This window comes from Streptomyces sp. NPDC036813, from assembly GCF_055609245.1.
On record NZ_JBVJPV010000004.1, the window covers coordinates 310,699 to 324,780 of the forward strand.

The window sequence follows — 14,082 nt, forward strand, 5'->3', positions numbered from 1 at the left end:
CCGACCCTCGGTCACCTCCTGGGAACGGACCGTTGCACAGGAGGGCTCATGTTGCTTCCGGAGGTCGTCTCGCGCGAGCAGTGGCGCGCGGCGCGCGAGGAACTGCTGGTCAAGGAGAAGGCGGTCACCCGCGCGCGCGACGCGCTGAGCGCGCAGCGACGCCGGCTGCCGATGGTGGAAATCGACAAGGAGTACGTCTTCGAGGGCGGCGACGGCAAGGCGACCCTGCTCGACCTCTTCGAGGGACGCGACCAACTCGTCGTCCACCACTTCATGTTCGCGCCCGAGTGGGAGGGCGGCTGCCGCCATTGCTCCGCATTTCTGGACCAAGTGGGGCAACTTGCCCATCTCCATGCGAGGGGGACGTCGTTCGCGGTGGTGTCCCGGGCGCCGTTCACGCGGATCCTGCCCTTCAAGGCGCGGATGGGGTGGACCGTGCCCTGGTACTCGTCGCACGAGACGGACTTCAACGAGGACTTCGAGGTGAGCGTGGAGCAGGGTGACGGCTCGCTCGTCGAGCGACCGGGACTGAGCTGCTTCCTGCGCGAGCGCGACCGGGCCTTTCACACCTACTCGACGCGCGGGGGCGGCCTCGACGACCACACCTGCTCGTCGCGCGAGTGCGGACTTGACGACATCGGGTCCACCAGCAGCCTGCTGGACCTCACGGCGCTCGGCCGGCAGGAGGGAAGGGTGCGGGTGCGCTATCACGACGAGTACGAGGACTGACACGCTTCGTACCGGATGCGTGCGTTCCGTGCACGGAATCTCACGGTCCGCGGTGAACTTGTGTCACCTACGTCTCAGTCGGGTCACTGAGCGAGCCGTGAGGCCTCCCCAGGGCGTTAACTCCTACACGGACAACGCTTTGTGGAGGTGCGAGATGGTGAACGGGCGAACCGTGCTCGAACGCTTTCCCGCAGGTGGGCCGCGTGGATCGTGGCCGGCGGAAGAGTTCGCGCAGGCGCGACGACAGGAGGGTCTGGCGGCTGAGGTTGTCATGGACCTCACGACAGACACATTCCTGGTGATCATCCGGAGCGCGGACGCCATGGAGTGACGACCGCGCCGCATGTCCCAGGTCAGCCCGCCGCCGTACTCCTCGGGGCGGGCACCGTCGTCTCACCGGCCCTCGCGGGCTCCCGTGCCGCCGTTCCCGGCACCTTCAAGGTGAACTGCTCCGCCTGGAGCGCGTACAGCTCCGCGTACACCCCGTCCTTGGCCAGCAGCTCCTCCGGAGTGCCGGACTCGACGAGGCGGCCCTGGTCCAGGACGTGCACCAGGTCCGCGTGGCGCACCGACGCCAGCCGGTGCGTGATGAGGACGACCGTCTGCCCAGCGGCCGCCAGCGCGCGGATCTTGTCGAAGACCTCCACCTCGGCTCTGGCGTCCAGGGCCGCCGTCGGCTCGTCCACGATCAGGATGTTCCCGCGCCGGTAGGCGGCCCGGGCGATGCCGAGGCGCTGCCACTGTCCGCCGGACAGCTCGTGGCCGCCGGAGAAGTGCCTGGCCAGCAGCGTGTCCAGGCCGCGCGGCAGGTCCGCGACGACGTCCTCGGCGCCGGCCTGGGTGATCGAGGCGGCCAGCCGCTCCTCGGTCAGCGGGGCGGAGGAACGCCCGATGGCCACGTTGACCCGGGCGGTGAACGGCCACCGTTTGAAGTCCTGCGCGACCATCGCCACCCGCTCGGCCAGCAGCCGCCGGTCGGCGCGGGCGGCGTCCACGTCGTCCCACAGGATCCGTCCGGCGTCCGGCCGGTACAGCCCCGCGAGCAGCTTGACCAGCGTCGTCTTGCCCGAGCCGTTCTCCCCGACCAGCGCGATGATCCGGCCGAGAGGGAGGTCGAGCGTGACGTCGTCCAGCGCGGGGCGGGTCGCGTCCCCGGGGTAGCGGAACGTGACGTTCTCGAAGCGGATCTCCCGCGGGTCCTCCGGCAGCGGCACGCCGCCGACCGGAATGGCCCGCTCGGCCGCCTCGACGTACAGCCGCTCCAGGTCGCCGACGAACAGGGCCTCCTCGTGCAGTTCGTTGATCTCCAGCACGAGCGTGTTCAGGCTGGTCGAGCCGCTGCGGATCGCGACCACCGCCGTGCCCGCCACCGACAGCGCCATCGCGCCGGTCAGCAGCAGCCCGCCGAGCGTGGCGTACGTCGCCACCGTCGCGAGCCCCGTCCAGGTCGCCGCGATCAACCCGGTGCGGGCGGCGAGCCGGGCGAGACGGGCCTGCTCGGCCTCGGCCGTCTCCGACATCGCCCGGAAATGGCGCAGCAGGAACGGGCCCACGCCGTGCACCCGGATCTCCGGCGCGGCCTGCGGCTCGGTCAGCAGGCCGCTGAGCAGGTGCCCGGCCCGGGCGTGCTGCACCCAGGTGTGGAACGACTCGTAGCGGCGCCGCGCGTTGGTCAGCGAGCTCCAGGCGCTCGGCAGGGTCATCGTGACGAGCAGCGGCAGCAGCGCCGGGTGCAGCACGGTCAGCACGCCGGCCGCCGCGACCAGCGAGATCACGGCGTTCACCACGCGCGTGCCGTACATGATCATCCTGCGGGCGGAGGAGGCGCCGTACTGGGCGGTGTCCAGCAGCTTGTGGAAGGCGTGGTCCTCGATCGCGGACAGTTCCACGTTCGCCGCCCGTTCCAGGTACAGCTCCGTGGCCACCCGCTCCACCTTGGGCTCCAGACGCCCGGTGGCGTACGTCGACGCCGCGCGCAGCAACGCCGAGAGCAGCAGTACGGCGGACAGGGCGACCAGCGCCGGGGCGGCACCGCGCAGGCGTGCCTCCAGCGTGCCGTCGCCGAGCAGCCGGCTCAGCATGCTGTTGACCGCGAGCAGGCTGACCGCTTGGCCGAGGCCGCGGCCGGACTCGGCGAGCAGCACCGTGCGGGTGGCCCTGGGATCGGCCTGCCGGGCGAGGCGGAGGCTGGAGCCGAGCAGGGCGGGCAGCCGGGTGACCATCGCGCGCAGGTTCAGTTCCAGGAACGCGTCCACGTGCTGGTTCCAGCCCATGTCGTACCGCAGCGGCCCGCCGAACAGCAGCCGTTCCGACTCCGACACCTCACGCTTGTCGGCGTCGTGCTTGTGCCCCACGTGACCTCCCCGGCTCCGGTCAGACGGTCACTATCCCGGGGCGCGGCGGGAGCGGGGGAGGGCGCAGAGCGGGGGGCGGGGGTGCGGGCGCGGGGGCGGCCGGCGGACGGTGTGCGCGGGCGCACGCGGGGCGCGCCGCCCGGGCGGCCGATGGGCGGGTGCGCGACTCCAAGGTGAGCGCCTCGGCGGGGCGCCTCGGCGGGGCGCCTCGGTGAGGCGGCCGACGGACGGTGTGCGCGGGCGCACGCGGGGGGGGGGGAGAGAGAGAGACGCGCGTGGGCGCGGGTTCGCCGCTGTGGCGAGCCCGTGGTCGCGTGAGGGGCGCCCGCCGCAGGCGTTACGCGCTGACCGGGCGGGACCAGCTCGGGACCGTTCCCGTCAGGCGGCACACCGCCAGGTACAGCGGGATCGGCGGGGTGTACGGAACCGTGTCGTCCGGTCGGTGGATGAGACCGGGGGCGTGCGGGGCGTCGGAGTCGGGCAGGATCGCGCCGGCGGCGTACTGCGCGGGGGCCGGCCACTCCACGGCGTAGTCGGAGTCGGACGGGACGATCCACCACCAGTGCGCCTCATCGGCGTACACGCAGCCGACGCGCGGCAGACGGGGCAGGAGCAGGGGGCCGAAGCGTGCCGGGACGGCCACCGCGTCGCAGCCGAGGGGGGCGGTCATGCCCTCCGGCACGGCGAGCCTGAGAGGGCCTGCGGGCGTGTGCAGACGGCGGGTGAGCTGGACGAGCGTGTTCATGGTCAGTACCGGGCCGCGGCCGGATCCGGCGCTCACGGCCTCCCCCTCTCACGGCCAGCCGGCTCGGCCGCGCTCGCGCCGGCCGGGGCGTGGTGCAGCCGTTCGGCGCGGTCGTTCCCCTCGTGCGCGTGGTGCAGCTGCCCGGCGCCGGTCTTCCCCTCCTCGCCGTCGCCGCCCTCTCCGGAGTCCGCCGGGCCCGGTTTGGGGCGGCTGCCCCATCCCAGGTCGTTGCGCGGCTCGCTGGGAGTGCCCGGCGTTTCGGCCTGGCGCGGCACCTCGGCCCACACCAGCAGTCCGGGGCCGTGCTCCTGGGCACCCCAGGCCCGGCACATGGCGTCGACCAGCAACAGCCCCCGTCCGTGTTCGGCCTCGCCCCGCTGGGGGGCCGGGTGGGGGTCGCCGGGCGCGCAGCCCTCGTCGCGCACGGCTATGCGCACGGTGTCGTCATGGTCGTGCAGCTCGCACACCACACGGCTGCTCGCCGTGTGGACGATTGCGTTGGTGACCAGCTCGGATATGACCAGGGCCGCGGTGTCGCAGGCGTCCTCGCCCACCGACCAGCCGGTGAGCCGCGCCCGCGTCAGGCGTCTGGCCCGCGCCGGGGAACCCGGGTGCGCGGCCAGCTCGAACCGGAACCGGCGCTCGGCAGCGTTCCCCAAGGGGTTCGCTCCCGCGGCGGCACCGAGACCGATCGGGTCTGCGGCGGCGTCTGTTCCTAAGGGCGCGGACGGAATCACGCTTGCCACTATCGCCCCGCCGGGAACACTTGGCAAGGGTCACTCTGAAAAATGCAGAGTGCGATGTGCTGCCTGCACAGGTCATGGCACACTGCTCGCGTCAGCACGTCGCGCGGCGCCAGTTCGGATCGCCGGAGGTCTGCCCAGACCTTCGAATGGATCTTCGAATGGCGCCGCAGGGCTGTCAGCATGCTTTCGTTGGGTGAGTCGCTTCCTGGAGGTGGAGCGTGAGCGAACCGCGGTCCGCGCCGACCGTGGGACAGGTGGTCCTCGGCCGGCGCCTGATGGATCTGCGGGAACGCGCCGGGCTCAAGCGTGAGGAAGCCGCCCGCGTCCTCCGTGTCGCCCCCGCCACCATCCGACGCATGGAGACGGCCGAGGTCGCGCTGAAGATCCCGTACCTTCAGCTGCTGCTGAAGGCGTACGGCGTCGAGGACGACGAGGCCGAGGCCTTCGTGCAACTCGCCGAGGACGCCAACCGGCCCGGCTGGTGGCAGCGCTTCCACGACATCCTGCCCGGCTGGTTCTCCCTGCACGTCAGCCTGGAGGGCGCGGCGTCGCTGATCCGTCAGTACGAGCCGCACTTCGTGCCCGGTCTGCTGCAGACCGAGGACTACGCGCGCGGTGTGCTGCGCTCGGGCGCCATCGGCCAGACCCGGCCGGAGGACATCGAGCGGCACGTAGCCCTGCGCATGCAACGCCAGCAACTGCTCACCCGTGAGGACGCCCCCCGGCTGTGGGTGGTCATGGACGAAACCGTCCTGCGCCGCCCGGTCGGCGGTCCGGAGGTGATGCGCGCCCAGATCGACAAGTTGCTCGAGGCCACGAAGCTGCCCCATGTGACGCTGCAGGTCGCCGAGTTCTCCGCCGGCCCGCACCCCGGCACGTACGGGCCGTTCGTGCTCTTCCGATTCGCCATGCCGGAACTCCCGGACATGGTCTACAGCGAGTACCTGACCGGCGCGGTCTATCTCGACGCGCGCCCCGAGGTGGCCGCCCATCTCGAGGTCATGGACCGCATGGCGGCACATGCCGCGACGGCACATCGCACGAAGGAGATCCTGCAGGATCTCCGCAAGGAGCTGTGAATGGATCACACCACGTCCCCTTCCCGGCCGCGGGTCCGCGCCGAGGGGATCTACAACGGCATGCCCGCGCGGGAGCTGGGCAGCGAGGGCTGGCACAAGCCGTGGAGCGGCGGCAACGGCGGCAATTGCCTGGAGGCGATGAAGCTCGCCGACGGACGGATCGCCGTCCGCCAGTCCACCGACCCGGACGGGCCGGCCCTGATCTACACCTCCGACGAGATGACCGCGTTCATCGAGGGCGCCAAGGCGGGGGTGGCGGACTTCCTGCTGTCCTGAGCCGCTCTGTTGCTTTTTCCTCGCCTTCCTAATCCTGGTACGAGATCTTGGTACGGCCGGTTCCGGTGCGAGATCTGGGTACGGCTGAACTTGGTACGAGCTTGATCACTGACTGCTTCCGTCGCCCCGCCGGACCCTTACGGAGTGCTTCATGACCGGGCAGGACCGCGACGGCACCGTCCAGATCGACCCGAACAGGCCGCACCCCGCGCGGATGTACGACTGATACCTCGGCGGCAAGGACCACTGCCCGGTCGACGAGGAGATGGGCCGGCAGATGCTCGACCCCCGGGTGCCGGTGATGGCCCCGGTCGACCGCGCCTTCATGCACCGCGCCACCCGATGGCTGGCCGGACAGGGCATCCGCCAGTTCCTCGACAACGACCCCATTGTGCTGCGGGGTGATTCCGGGGTACGGCGCGGTGGCGCGAAAGCCCTGAAGGGCAGGCGGCAACGTCCTGCACGGTCACGCGGTCAGGGGGCGGTCGTACGGGCCGATCGGTGACGTGAGGCGAGTACTGCCCGTGAGATGGCGGTCGACCGCGGCCGCCACCGCCCGGCCCTCCGCGATCGCCCACACGATCAAGGACTGGCCGCGCGCCGCGTCCCCGGCGGCGAACACACCGGGGACGTTCGTCGCGAAGTCCGCGTCCCGCGCGATCGTGCCCCGCGCGTCCACCGCCACACCGAGCTGGTCGATCAGGCCGTCGTGCCGGTCCGGGCCCGTGAAGCCGAGGGCGAGCAGGACGAGGTCGGCGGGCAGGGTCCGGTCGGTCCCGGGCAGCGGACGGCGGTGCGCGTCCACCTCCACCAGGTGCAGGCCCCGCACGTGCCCCCGCGCGTCCCCGGTGAAGCGCAGCGTCGACGCCGCGAACAGCCGCGCGTCCGCGTCCGCCGCCGGCGCCGTCCGCAGGTCACGGGCCTCTTCATGCGCGGCCGACAGGCGGTAGATCTTCGGGTACGTCGGCCACGGCTCGGCGTCCTCGTCGCGCTCGGTGCCGGGCCGGCCGTAGATGTCCAGCTGGGTGACGGATGCGGCACCCTCCCGTACCACTGTGCCCAGGCAGTCCGCGCCCGTGTCCCCGCCGCCGACGATCACGACGTGCCGGCCGGCGGCCGACAGCGGTGAACTCGTCAGGTCGCCCTCGCACACGCGGTTGGCCAGGGGGAGGTACTCCATCGCCTGGTGGATCCCCGTCAACTCCCGCCCCGGCACGTCCAGTTCCCGCCACGCCGTGGCCCCCGTGGCGACCACGACCGCGTCGTAGCGCGATCGCAGGTCGTCGGCACCGACATCCCGCCCGACGACCGTCGAGGTACGGAACTTCGTGCCCTCCGCCCGCATCTGCTCCAGCCGCCGCTCCAGATGGCGCTTCTCCATCTTGAACGCGGGGATGCCGTACCGCATCAGTCCGCCGAGGCGGTCGTCCCGCTCGTACACGGCGACGGTGTGCCCGGCCCGGGTGAGCTGCTGGGCCGCGGCGAGTCCGGTGGGGCCGGAGCCGATCACAGCCACCGTCCTGCCGGACAGTCGCTCGGGCGGCCTGGGCGGCGCGAACCCCTCCTCCCACGCCCGGTCCGCGATCGCACACTCGACGTTCTTGATCGTCACGGCGGGCTGGTCGATGGCCAGCACGCAGCCCGCCTCGCACGGCGCCGGGCAGAGCCGGCCGGTGAACTCGGGAAAGTTGTTCGTCGCGTGCAGCCGGTCGCTCGCCGCCCGCCAGTCCTCGCGGGAGACCAGGTCGTTCCACTCGGGGATGAGATTGCCGAGCGGGCAGGCGTGGTGGCAGAACGGAACACCGCAGTCCATACATCGGTCGGCCTGCTTGCTGATGATCGGCAGCAGCGCCCCGGGGACGTACACCTCGTCCCAGTCCCGCACCCGCTCCTCGACGGGCCGGCGCGGCCAGTCCTGGCGGGGGGTCGTCATGAATCCCTTGGGATCGGCCATGGCCGTCTTCCTCGCGTCGCGTGCGACAGGCCGTGCGCCGCGGGGCGGCACATCCTGCGGCCACGATACGTCCGGGCCGGCAGGCGCGCAGGGCGGCGGGCGGCGCCGTATGACGGAGGGGGCGGGGAGCGCGGGCAGGCGGTGCGGTCATCCATCCGTGTGCGGGGCTCAGAGGAGCGCCAGCACGTACGCCAGGGCGGACGCCGTCGAGGCGATCGTCCGGATGTGGTTCCACCGGGTCCACTCGCGCAGGTACGACGGCCAGTACTCGGCCGCCTCCGGGCTGTCCGCCGTGTGCCGCATCAGCCTGTCGTTGCGCGGCACGTTCGCCGCCGCCGTCACACCGAACGCCCCGAACAGATACAACGCGCTGCCCAGCAGGAGTTCCACGGCGCCCTGCTGCGGCCACAGCACGAAGGTGACGACCGCGAGTACCGCGCTCACCAGCGTCGCCCCGAGGAACACCACCATGAACGCCGGTGTCAGCGCCGCCCGGTTGATCGCGTTCATCGTGGCGACACCCTGCGCGGGCGGCAGCGCGGCGAGCCCGCGCATCACGAGCACGGAGAAGGCGCAGAAGACGCCGGCCATCAGTGCCGTCGCCACCACTCCCACCACGGTCAGCACCAGGTACGGTCCCTCGATCATGGCTCCCCCAACTCATGTCACGCCGCAGCAAATGTCGTAGATCATGTCCGGGCGAACGTCCACTTCACGCCCCAGTCAAGCCGCACGACGCGGGTACGCCCATGGCCGAGCCGCGCGGACCCATGCGAGAGCGTCCAGGGAGCGGGCCCGGACCCTTCGGACGGCCGTCCTTCAGCGCGGACTGGCTTCACCCCGCGGACGGCAGCTCCCCGTGCCGCCATCGCGCGAGCACCGCCTCCAGATGCGGCGCGATCCGCCGTCGTGCCTCGTGGCGCGGTATCCCGCTCATCAGCAGCCGGTCGTAGGGCGTGTCCAGATGCCGCACGGCTGCCCGCACCGCCACGATCACCGCGTCCTCCGACAGCGCTCGTCCCGCCGCACTGCGCCCCACACGTCCGCTGCCGCGCAGCGAGGCGTGCGCGGCGATCGCCCTCGCCCGCTCGTCGGGGCAACCGGGGAACAACCGCCGGATCTCGGCCGCGAACGCCGCCGTGAACCGCTGGTCCTCCGCCGCCCGCCTGCGGGCGTCCCGCGCCCGGCGCCGCCGCCGCGCCTCCGCGTCCGCGAGGCATCGCTCCTCGGCCCGGGCCAGCGCCGCCTCCTCCACCAGGACGCCCTGCCGCTCGTAACGCGCCTTGCGCCGGTTGAACCGCACGACCACCGCCCACAGGCTGCTCTCCTCCCGCGACCGACGGGTCAGCGCCGTGTCTCCGCGCGGCAGGAACACCAGGTGCCCCAGGTCGGCGCAGTCCAGGCAACGCGGTACGCCGCTCTCCAGGACGAGCATCGGCAACGGACCGCGCCGGCACGCCGCGCACCGCTTGTGCCGCAACGGCTGGACGACGACGAGGCCGGGGCCGGTCGGGGGAGTTGCGGAAGACATACCCCGTTCATGCCCACCACCGGGCGCGGCGCCACCCGCCCCAGCATCCCGTATGCGCGGACCGCGCGAGCCTGGCGCGAGTGCCGCACGGCGTGCGCGAGGGGCTCCGTCCTTCCGCGCTGTCATCCGCCCGGGGCGCCGCGCAGCGGTCGTGGCGGGTGTCGCATCATGGGCCCTGTGCGACTCGAAGCGATCACCTGGGACCTGCTCGCCGACAGGCTCGCCGAGCGGCTGCTTGACCTGACCCCCGCCGACGGCGGCTCCTGGCCGCGGATCGCCTTCGACGGCGCGCCGGCCGCCCGCCCGGGTGACCTCGCCGAGCGCGTGAGCCAGGCACTGCGGGTCCGTGGCCGCCCCTCCCTCGTCGTCGGCACCGACGGCTTCCTGCGCCCCGCGTCCCTGCGCCTGGAATACGGCCGGCAAGACCTTCAGGCGTACTACGACGGCTGGTTCGACACCGGCGCTCTGTGGCGCGAGGTCTTCGGGCCGCTCGAACCCGGCGGCGACGGACGCGTCCTGCCCGACCTGTGGGACCCGGTGACCGACCGCGCCACCCGCAGCCCCTACGTGCAACTCGCGCCCGGCGCATTGCTGTTGCTGCACGGCCCCCTCCTCCTTCGGCACTGGTTCCCCTTCGATCTGACCGTCCATGTCCTCCTCTCCCCAGGAGCGCTGCGCCGCCGGACCCCCGAGGCCGAGCAGTGGACCCTCCCCGCCTTCGAGCGCTACGCGGACGAGTCCGACCCGGTCGGCACCGCCGACGTCCTGGTAGGCGCCGACGACCCGCGACACCCGGCGTGGGGCGGCTGAGCGCCGAACCTGATCCGGACGGGACACGCGGAGCCCGGGCGGATCGCCGAAGGTGCGGTGCGCGGCGGGCGCGGAGAGAATGGACGACGCCGGAACCGCGGTGCGTCCCGCGCCGCGCCGGCCGTCCGGCTCAGGGAGGTACTCCATGACCACTGCCGGAGACATCATGCACCGCGGTGCCCAGTGGATCCCCGCCCATGAAACCCTCGACCGCGCCGCCCAGCTGATGCGCGAACTCAACGTCGGTGCCCTGCCCATCAGCGACGAGAACGAGCGGCTGTGCGGCATCCTCACCGACCGCGACATCGTCGTGGGCTGCGTGGCCATGGGCCACGACCCCGCCCGGGTCACGGCCGGCGACCTCGCCAAGGGCACCCCCCGCTGGATCGACGCGAACGCCGACATCAGCGAGGTCCTGCGCGAGATGCAGCAGCACCGGATCCGCCGGCTCCCGGTCATCGACAACAAGCGGCTGGTCGGCATGATCAGCGAGGCCGACCTCGTCCGGCACCTGTCCGAGGGGCAGATCGCGTCCTGGGCCGAACGCGTCTACGCCCGCGGGTGAGCGGTAGCGGTCGTCGCCGGCCGGGAAGCGGCGGGTTGTCCCCGTCCGCCGCGAGCCGTCGCGGCCGCCGTCACAGCCAGCCGTTGCGCCGGAAACCCCGGTACAGCGCCAGGCAGGCGACGGATATCACCCCGATGACCAGTCCGTAGCCGAACCTCCAGTGCAGCTCCGGCATGTGGTCGAAGTTCATGCCGTACACGCCGCACACCATCGTCGGTACGGCGATCACCGCGGCCCATGCCGTGATCTTCCGCATGTCCTCGTTCTGCGCGACGCTGACCTGCGCGAGGTGCGCCTGAAGAATCGAGTTCAGTAGCTCGTCGAAGGCGGCGATCTGCTCCGTGGCACGCAGCAGATGGTCGGAGACGTCCCGGAAGTAGGCCTGTATCTCCGGCTCGATCACCCGCATCGGCCGGTCAGCGAGCTCCACCAGCGGCCGGCCGAGCGGCACGACGGCCCGCTTCAGCTCCAGCAGCTCTCGCTTGAGCTGGTAGATGCGTCCCGGATCGACGCGGGCGCCGGTCTCCGCGAACACCTCCGTCTCCACCTGGTCGATGTCCGCCTGCACCGAGTCGATGACGCCGAGGTAGTCGTCGACGACATGGTCCGCTATCGCGTGCAGCACCGCGGACGGCCCCTTGGCGAGCTGCTGCCGATCGGCCTCCAGCCCCTCGCGTACCGGGCCCAGCGAGCCGTGCCGACCGTGCCGCACCGTGATGACGAAGTCCTGGCCGACGAACGCCATGATCTCCCCGGTGTTGACCACCTCGCTGGTCGCCGTGAGCTCCTCGTGCTCCACGTAGCAGACCGTCTTGAACACCGCGAAGAGCACGTCGCCGTACCGCTCGACCTTCGGGCGCTGATGCGCCTCGATCGCGTCCTCCACCGCCAGCGGGTGCAGGTCGAACAGCTCGGCGATGCCCGCGAACTCCTGGTCCGTCGGCTCGTGCAGACCGAGCCAGACGAATCCGTCCCCACTCTTGCGTACCTTGCGCACGGCCTCCACCAGATCCCCGGCGGCCGGAGCGCGCACCCCGCCGTGGTACGTCACGCAGTTGACCACGGAGGAACCGAGCGGGGAGCGTGCCGGATGACTGAGGTCCACCTTCGGTCGCCGCCGGGCCAGCTGTGCCACTCCGCGCAGCCCGCCGACCCTGTCCAGCCCTGTGACCTTCCGCAGATTCCCTGTCATCGACATATGGATCTCCTCGTGTGGCTCTCCCCGCGCCGCAGCGCCGCGCCCCTTGCCGGCACGAGGACCGCGCCGGAGCCGCCAGTCTGCCAGTCCGGCGCGACGGGCGGACGGGCCTGTGGGAGGCCGATGTTCCGCTTGGTTCCCGCCTGTGGACGGCGAGCTGCACGGGCGCGCCCGGCACCCTGAGCGTCGACCGCTCCCCACGAGCCGGACCACTGGGATGATCACGGCATGACGCGACCCGACGACGGCTACCTCCTCGACAACCGGCAGAGCGAGGCGGCGGAGCGCTTCGACGCCTTCACCGACCTCTTCGACCCCGTCACGTTCAGGCATCTGGAGCGCCTCGGCGTCGGACTCGGCGGGCGCTGCTGGGAGGTCGGCGCCGGCGGCACCTCCGTGGTCTCCTGGCTGGCCAAGAAGGTCGGCCCGACCGGCACGGTCGTCGCGACCGACATCGACACCACCCGGCTCGCCGCCGCGGCCCGGCCCCCGGTGGAGGTGCGCGTCCACGACGTGGCAGCCGAGGAACCGCCGGGGGACGGCTTCGATCTCGTCCACGCCCGTCTCGTCCTCGTCCATGTCCCGGACCGGGAGCGGGCGTTGGCGTCCATGGTGCGGGCCCTGCGCCCCGGCGGGCGGCTCCTGATCGAGGACGCCGACCCCGCCCTGCAACCCTTGGTCTGCCCCGACGAGTCCGGCCCGGAACAACGACTGGCCAACCGCCTGCGCCAGGGCTTCCGCGCTCTGCTGGCCGACCGCGGTGCCGACCTGGCCTACGGCCGTAAACTGCCGCGTCTGCTGCGCGAGGCGGGGCTGCAGCAGGTCGAGGCGGACGCCTACTTCCCGCTCACCTCGCCCGCCTGTGCCGCCCTGGAGGCCGCCACCGTCCGCCAGATCCGTTCCCGGCTCGTCGAGGCCGGACTCGCCACGGACGAGGACATCGACCGCCACCTGGCCAACGTCGCCTCCGGCAGCATGGACCTGGCGACGGCTCCGATGATTTCGGCGTGGGGGCGCAAGGCGTAGCGCTTTCCTGGGGCGCGCCTGAGTCCGTGTCAGGTGGGCTTTCCGGGCCGGCCGCCCACCTGGGTCACCGCGAGCGCGCCGGCCCGGCAGCCCTCTTCCGCCGCCTCCTGCGGGGCGGTACCGGAGAGCAGAGCGGCCAGGAAACCACCGGTGAAGGCGTCCCCGGCGCCGGTGGTGTCCCGGGCGTCCGCCGGGAACGCCGGAACGCGGGCGCACACGGTGCCCGACCTGGCCACCAGGGCGCCCTCGACGCCCGACGTGGCCACCACGAGGGGGACATGGCGACTGAGCTCGGCCGCCGCGTCGGCCGCGTCGGGCAGCCCGGTGAGCAGGCATGCCTCGTCGCGACTGGGCAAGAGGACGTCGATCCCCTCCACCAGCTTCAGGAACCGGTCCACGCCCAGCGCCTGGAGGAACCCGGCCGACGCAGGATCCACGCTGACGGGCACGCCCCGCGCGCGTGCCGCGGCGAGAGCGGTGGCCACGAGTCCGCGGCTCGGCTCGGCGAACAGCAGGTAACCCGACAGGTGCAGCCACACCACACCGTCCAGCAGGGTGTCCGACCAGTCGCCGCGGTCCAGCCGCAGGGAGGCGCCGCTGTCGGTGAGGAAGGTCCGTTCGGCCGCGGCCGTGGTGTCCACCAGGCAGATCACCGTCCCGGTCGGTGCCTGCGGATCGACGACCAGCCGCGGTCGCACCCCGCACGCCTCGAGCTCCCGGGCGTGCCACTCCGCCCTGTCCGCCCCGACGCGGCCGAGCAGCCGCACGTCGTGCCATCCCCGGCGGGCGGCCCAGCAGGCCACGTTGGCGCCGGCGCCGCCGGGCACGATCCGGATCGCGGCGGCGGTGTCGGTGCCCCGGGCCGGCGCTCCGTGGTGCCGGGCGACGACGTCCGTCACCACATCACCCACGACCAGCAGCCCACCCGGCTTTGCCGGCCCGCGGCTGCCGCGATCCGATCCGCCCGCGCCTGCCCGGCCCGTCTCGCTTGCGCCTCCGCGTGCCGGGCCCGGCCCGCTCACGCCTCCGCGTCCGGGACCTTTACCGCTCATCCCTTCGCCTGCCCGCC

The 14,082-nt window shown here is 72.5% G+C and carries 14 protein-coding genes and 1 pseudogene; 7 read left to right on the top strand and 8 right to left on the bottom strand.

Annotation, left to right across the window (positions count from 1 at the left end):
• Nucleotides 1-48: 48 nt before the first annotated feature.
• The gene (locus ACZ67Q_RS11390) at nucleotides 49-729 is read left to right on the top strand and encodes a DUF899 domain-containing protein (protein WP_471179598.1); all 681 of its coding nucleotides are present in this window, start codon (nucleotides 49-51) and stop codon (nucleotides 727-729) included.
• Nucleotides 730-1,082: 353 nt separating this feature from the next.
• Here the strand turns inward: ACZ67Q_RS11390 and ACZ67Q_RS11395 are convergent, their stop codons facing one another.
• From ACZ67Q_RS11395 to ACZ67Q_RS11405, 3 genes are all read right to left on the bottom strand, one after another.
• Complete coding sequence (locus ACZ67Q_RS11395) at nucleotides 1,083-3,002, bottom strand: ABC transporter ATP-binding protein (protein WP_471180104.1); 1,920 nt, start codon at nucleotides 3,000-3,002, stop codon at nucleotides 1,083-1,085.
• A 418-nt stretch (nucleotides 3,003-3,420) separates the two neighbouring features.
• Nucleotides 3,421-3,864 (bottom strand): hypothetical protein, encoded by a 444-nt coding sequence (locus tag ACZ67Q_RS11400; RefSeq protein ID WP_471179601.1) that lies wholly within the window; start codon nucleotides 3,862-3,864, stop codon nucleotides 3,421-3,423.
• A complete protein-coding gene (locus tag ACZ67Q_RS11405; RefSeq protein WP_471179604.1) occupies nucleotides 3,861-4,601 on the bottom strand; it encodes an ATP-binding protein in 741 nt (246 codons plus the stop codon). The genes ACZ67Q_RS11400 and ACZ67Q_RS11405 overlap by 4 nt, the downstream gene beginning before the upstream one ends.
• Nucleotides 4,602-4,792: 191 nt before the next feature.
• On the opposite strand from ACZ67Q_RS11405, the gene ACZ67Q_RS11410 reads away from it, so the two are divergent.
• The 3 genes and pseudogenes from ACZ67Q_RS11410 to ACZ67Q_RS11420 all read left to right on the top strand — a co-directional run.
• Complete coding sequence (locus ACZ67Q_RS11410) at nucleotides 4,793-5,653, top strand: helix-turn-helix domain-containing protein (RefSeq protein WP_471179606.1); 861 nt, start codon at nucleotides 4,793-4,795, stop codon at nucleotides 5,651-5,653.
• On the top strand, nucleotides 5,654-5,929 hold the full coding sequence (locus ACZ67Q_RS11415) for a DUF397 domain-containing protein (protein ID WP_471179609.1): 276 nt from the start codon (nucleotides 5,654-5,656) through the stop codon (nucleotides 5,927-5,929).
• Between the two features lie 151 nt (nucleotides 5,930-6,080).
• Nucleotides 6,081-6,308 (top strand): annotated as a pseudogene (locus tag ACZ67Q_RS11420) (SAM-dependent methyltransferase); the annotation flags it as partial.
• A gap of 87 nt (nucleotides 6,309-6,395) precedes the next feature.
• Here ACZ67Q_RS11420 and ACZ67Q_RS11425 read toward each other — a convergent pair.
• The 3 genes from ACZ67Q_RS11425 to ACZ67Q_RS11435 all read right to left on the bottom strand — a co-directional run bounded on the left by ACZ67Q_RS11425 (nucleotide 6,396) and on the right by ACZ67Q_RS11435 (nucleotide 9,414).
• Nucleotides 6,396-7,883, bottom strand: a complete 1,488-nt coding sequence (locus tag ACZ67Q_RS11425) for a glutamate synthase subunit beta (RefSeq protein ID WP_471179611.1) — start codon at nucleotides 7,881-7,883, stop codon at nucleotides 6,396-6,398.
• A gap of 168 nt (nucleotides 7,884-8,051) precedes the next feature.
• Nucleotides 8,052-8,531 (bottom strand): anthrone oxygenase family protein, encoded by a 480-nt coding sequence (locus ACZ67Q_RS11430; RefSeq protein ID WP_471179614.1) that lies wholly within the window; start codon nucleotides 8,529-8,531, stop codon nucleotides 8,052-8,054.
• Nucleotides 8,532-8,718: 187 nt separating this feature from the next.
• The gene (locus ACZ67Q_RS11435; protein ID WP_471179617.1) at nucleotides 8,719-9,414 is read right to left on the bottom strand and encodes a DUF2293 domain-containing protein; all 696 of its coding nucleotides are present in this window, start codon (nucleotides 9,412-9,414) and stop codon (nucleotides 8,719-8,721) included.
• A gap of 168 nt (nucleotides 9,415-9,582) precedes the next feature.
• Between ACZ67Q_RS11435 and ACZ67Q_RS11440 the strand changes: the two genes are divergently transcribed.
• Nucleotides 9,583-10,224 carry a nucleoside/nucleotide kinase family protein gene (locus tag ACZ67Q_RS11440; RefSeq protein WP_471179620.1) on the top strand — a complete coding sequence of 214 codons (642 nt, stop codon included), beginning with the start codon at nucleotides 9,583-9,585 and terminating at the stop codon, nucleotides 10,222-10,224.
• A 145-nt stretch (nucleotides 10,225-10,369) separates the two neighbouring features.
• Nucleotides 10,370-10,789, top strand: a complete 420-nt coding sequence (locus ACZ67Q_RS11445; RefSeq protein ID WP_471179623.1) for a CBS domain-containing protein — start codon at nucleotides 10,370-10,372, stop codon at nucleotides 10,787-10,789.
• Between the two features lie 70 nt (nucleotides 10,790-10,859).
• Here the strand turns inward: ACZ67Q_RS11445 and ACZ67Q_RS11450 are convergent, their stop codons facing one another.
• Nucleotides 10,860-11,987, bottom strand: a complete 1,128-nt coding sequence (locus tag ACZ67Q_RS11450; protein ID WP_471179626.1) for a magnesium and cobalt transport protein CorA — start codon at nucleotides 11,985-11,987, stop codon at nucleotides 10,860-10,862.
• A 228-nt stretch (nucleotides 11,988-12,215) separates the two neighbouring features.
• On the opposite strand from ACZ67Q_RS11450, the gene ACZ67Q_RS11455 reads away from it, so the two are divergent.
• Entirely contained in the window at nucleotides 12,216-13,013 is a 798-nt protein-coding gene (locus tag ACZ67Q_RS11455; RefSeq protein WP_471179629.1) for a methyltransferase domain-containing protein, read from the top strand.
• 29 nt (nucleotides 13,014-13,042) lie between these two features.
• On the opposite strand, the gene ACZ67Q_RS11460 is transcribed toward ACZ67Q_RS11455, so the two are convergent.
• On the bottom strand, nucleotides 13,043-14,065 hold the full coding sequence (locus tag ACZ67Q_RS11460; RefSeq protein WP_471179631.1) for a carbohydrate kinase family protein: 1,023 nt from the start codon (nucleotides 14,063-14,065) through the stop codon (nucleotides 13,043-13,045).
• Between the last annotated feature and the right edge of the window lie 17 nt (nucleotides 14,066-14,082).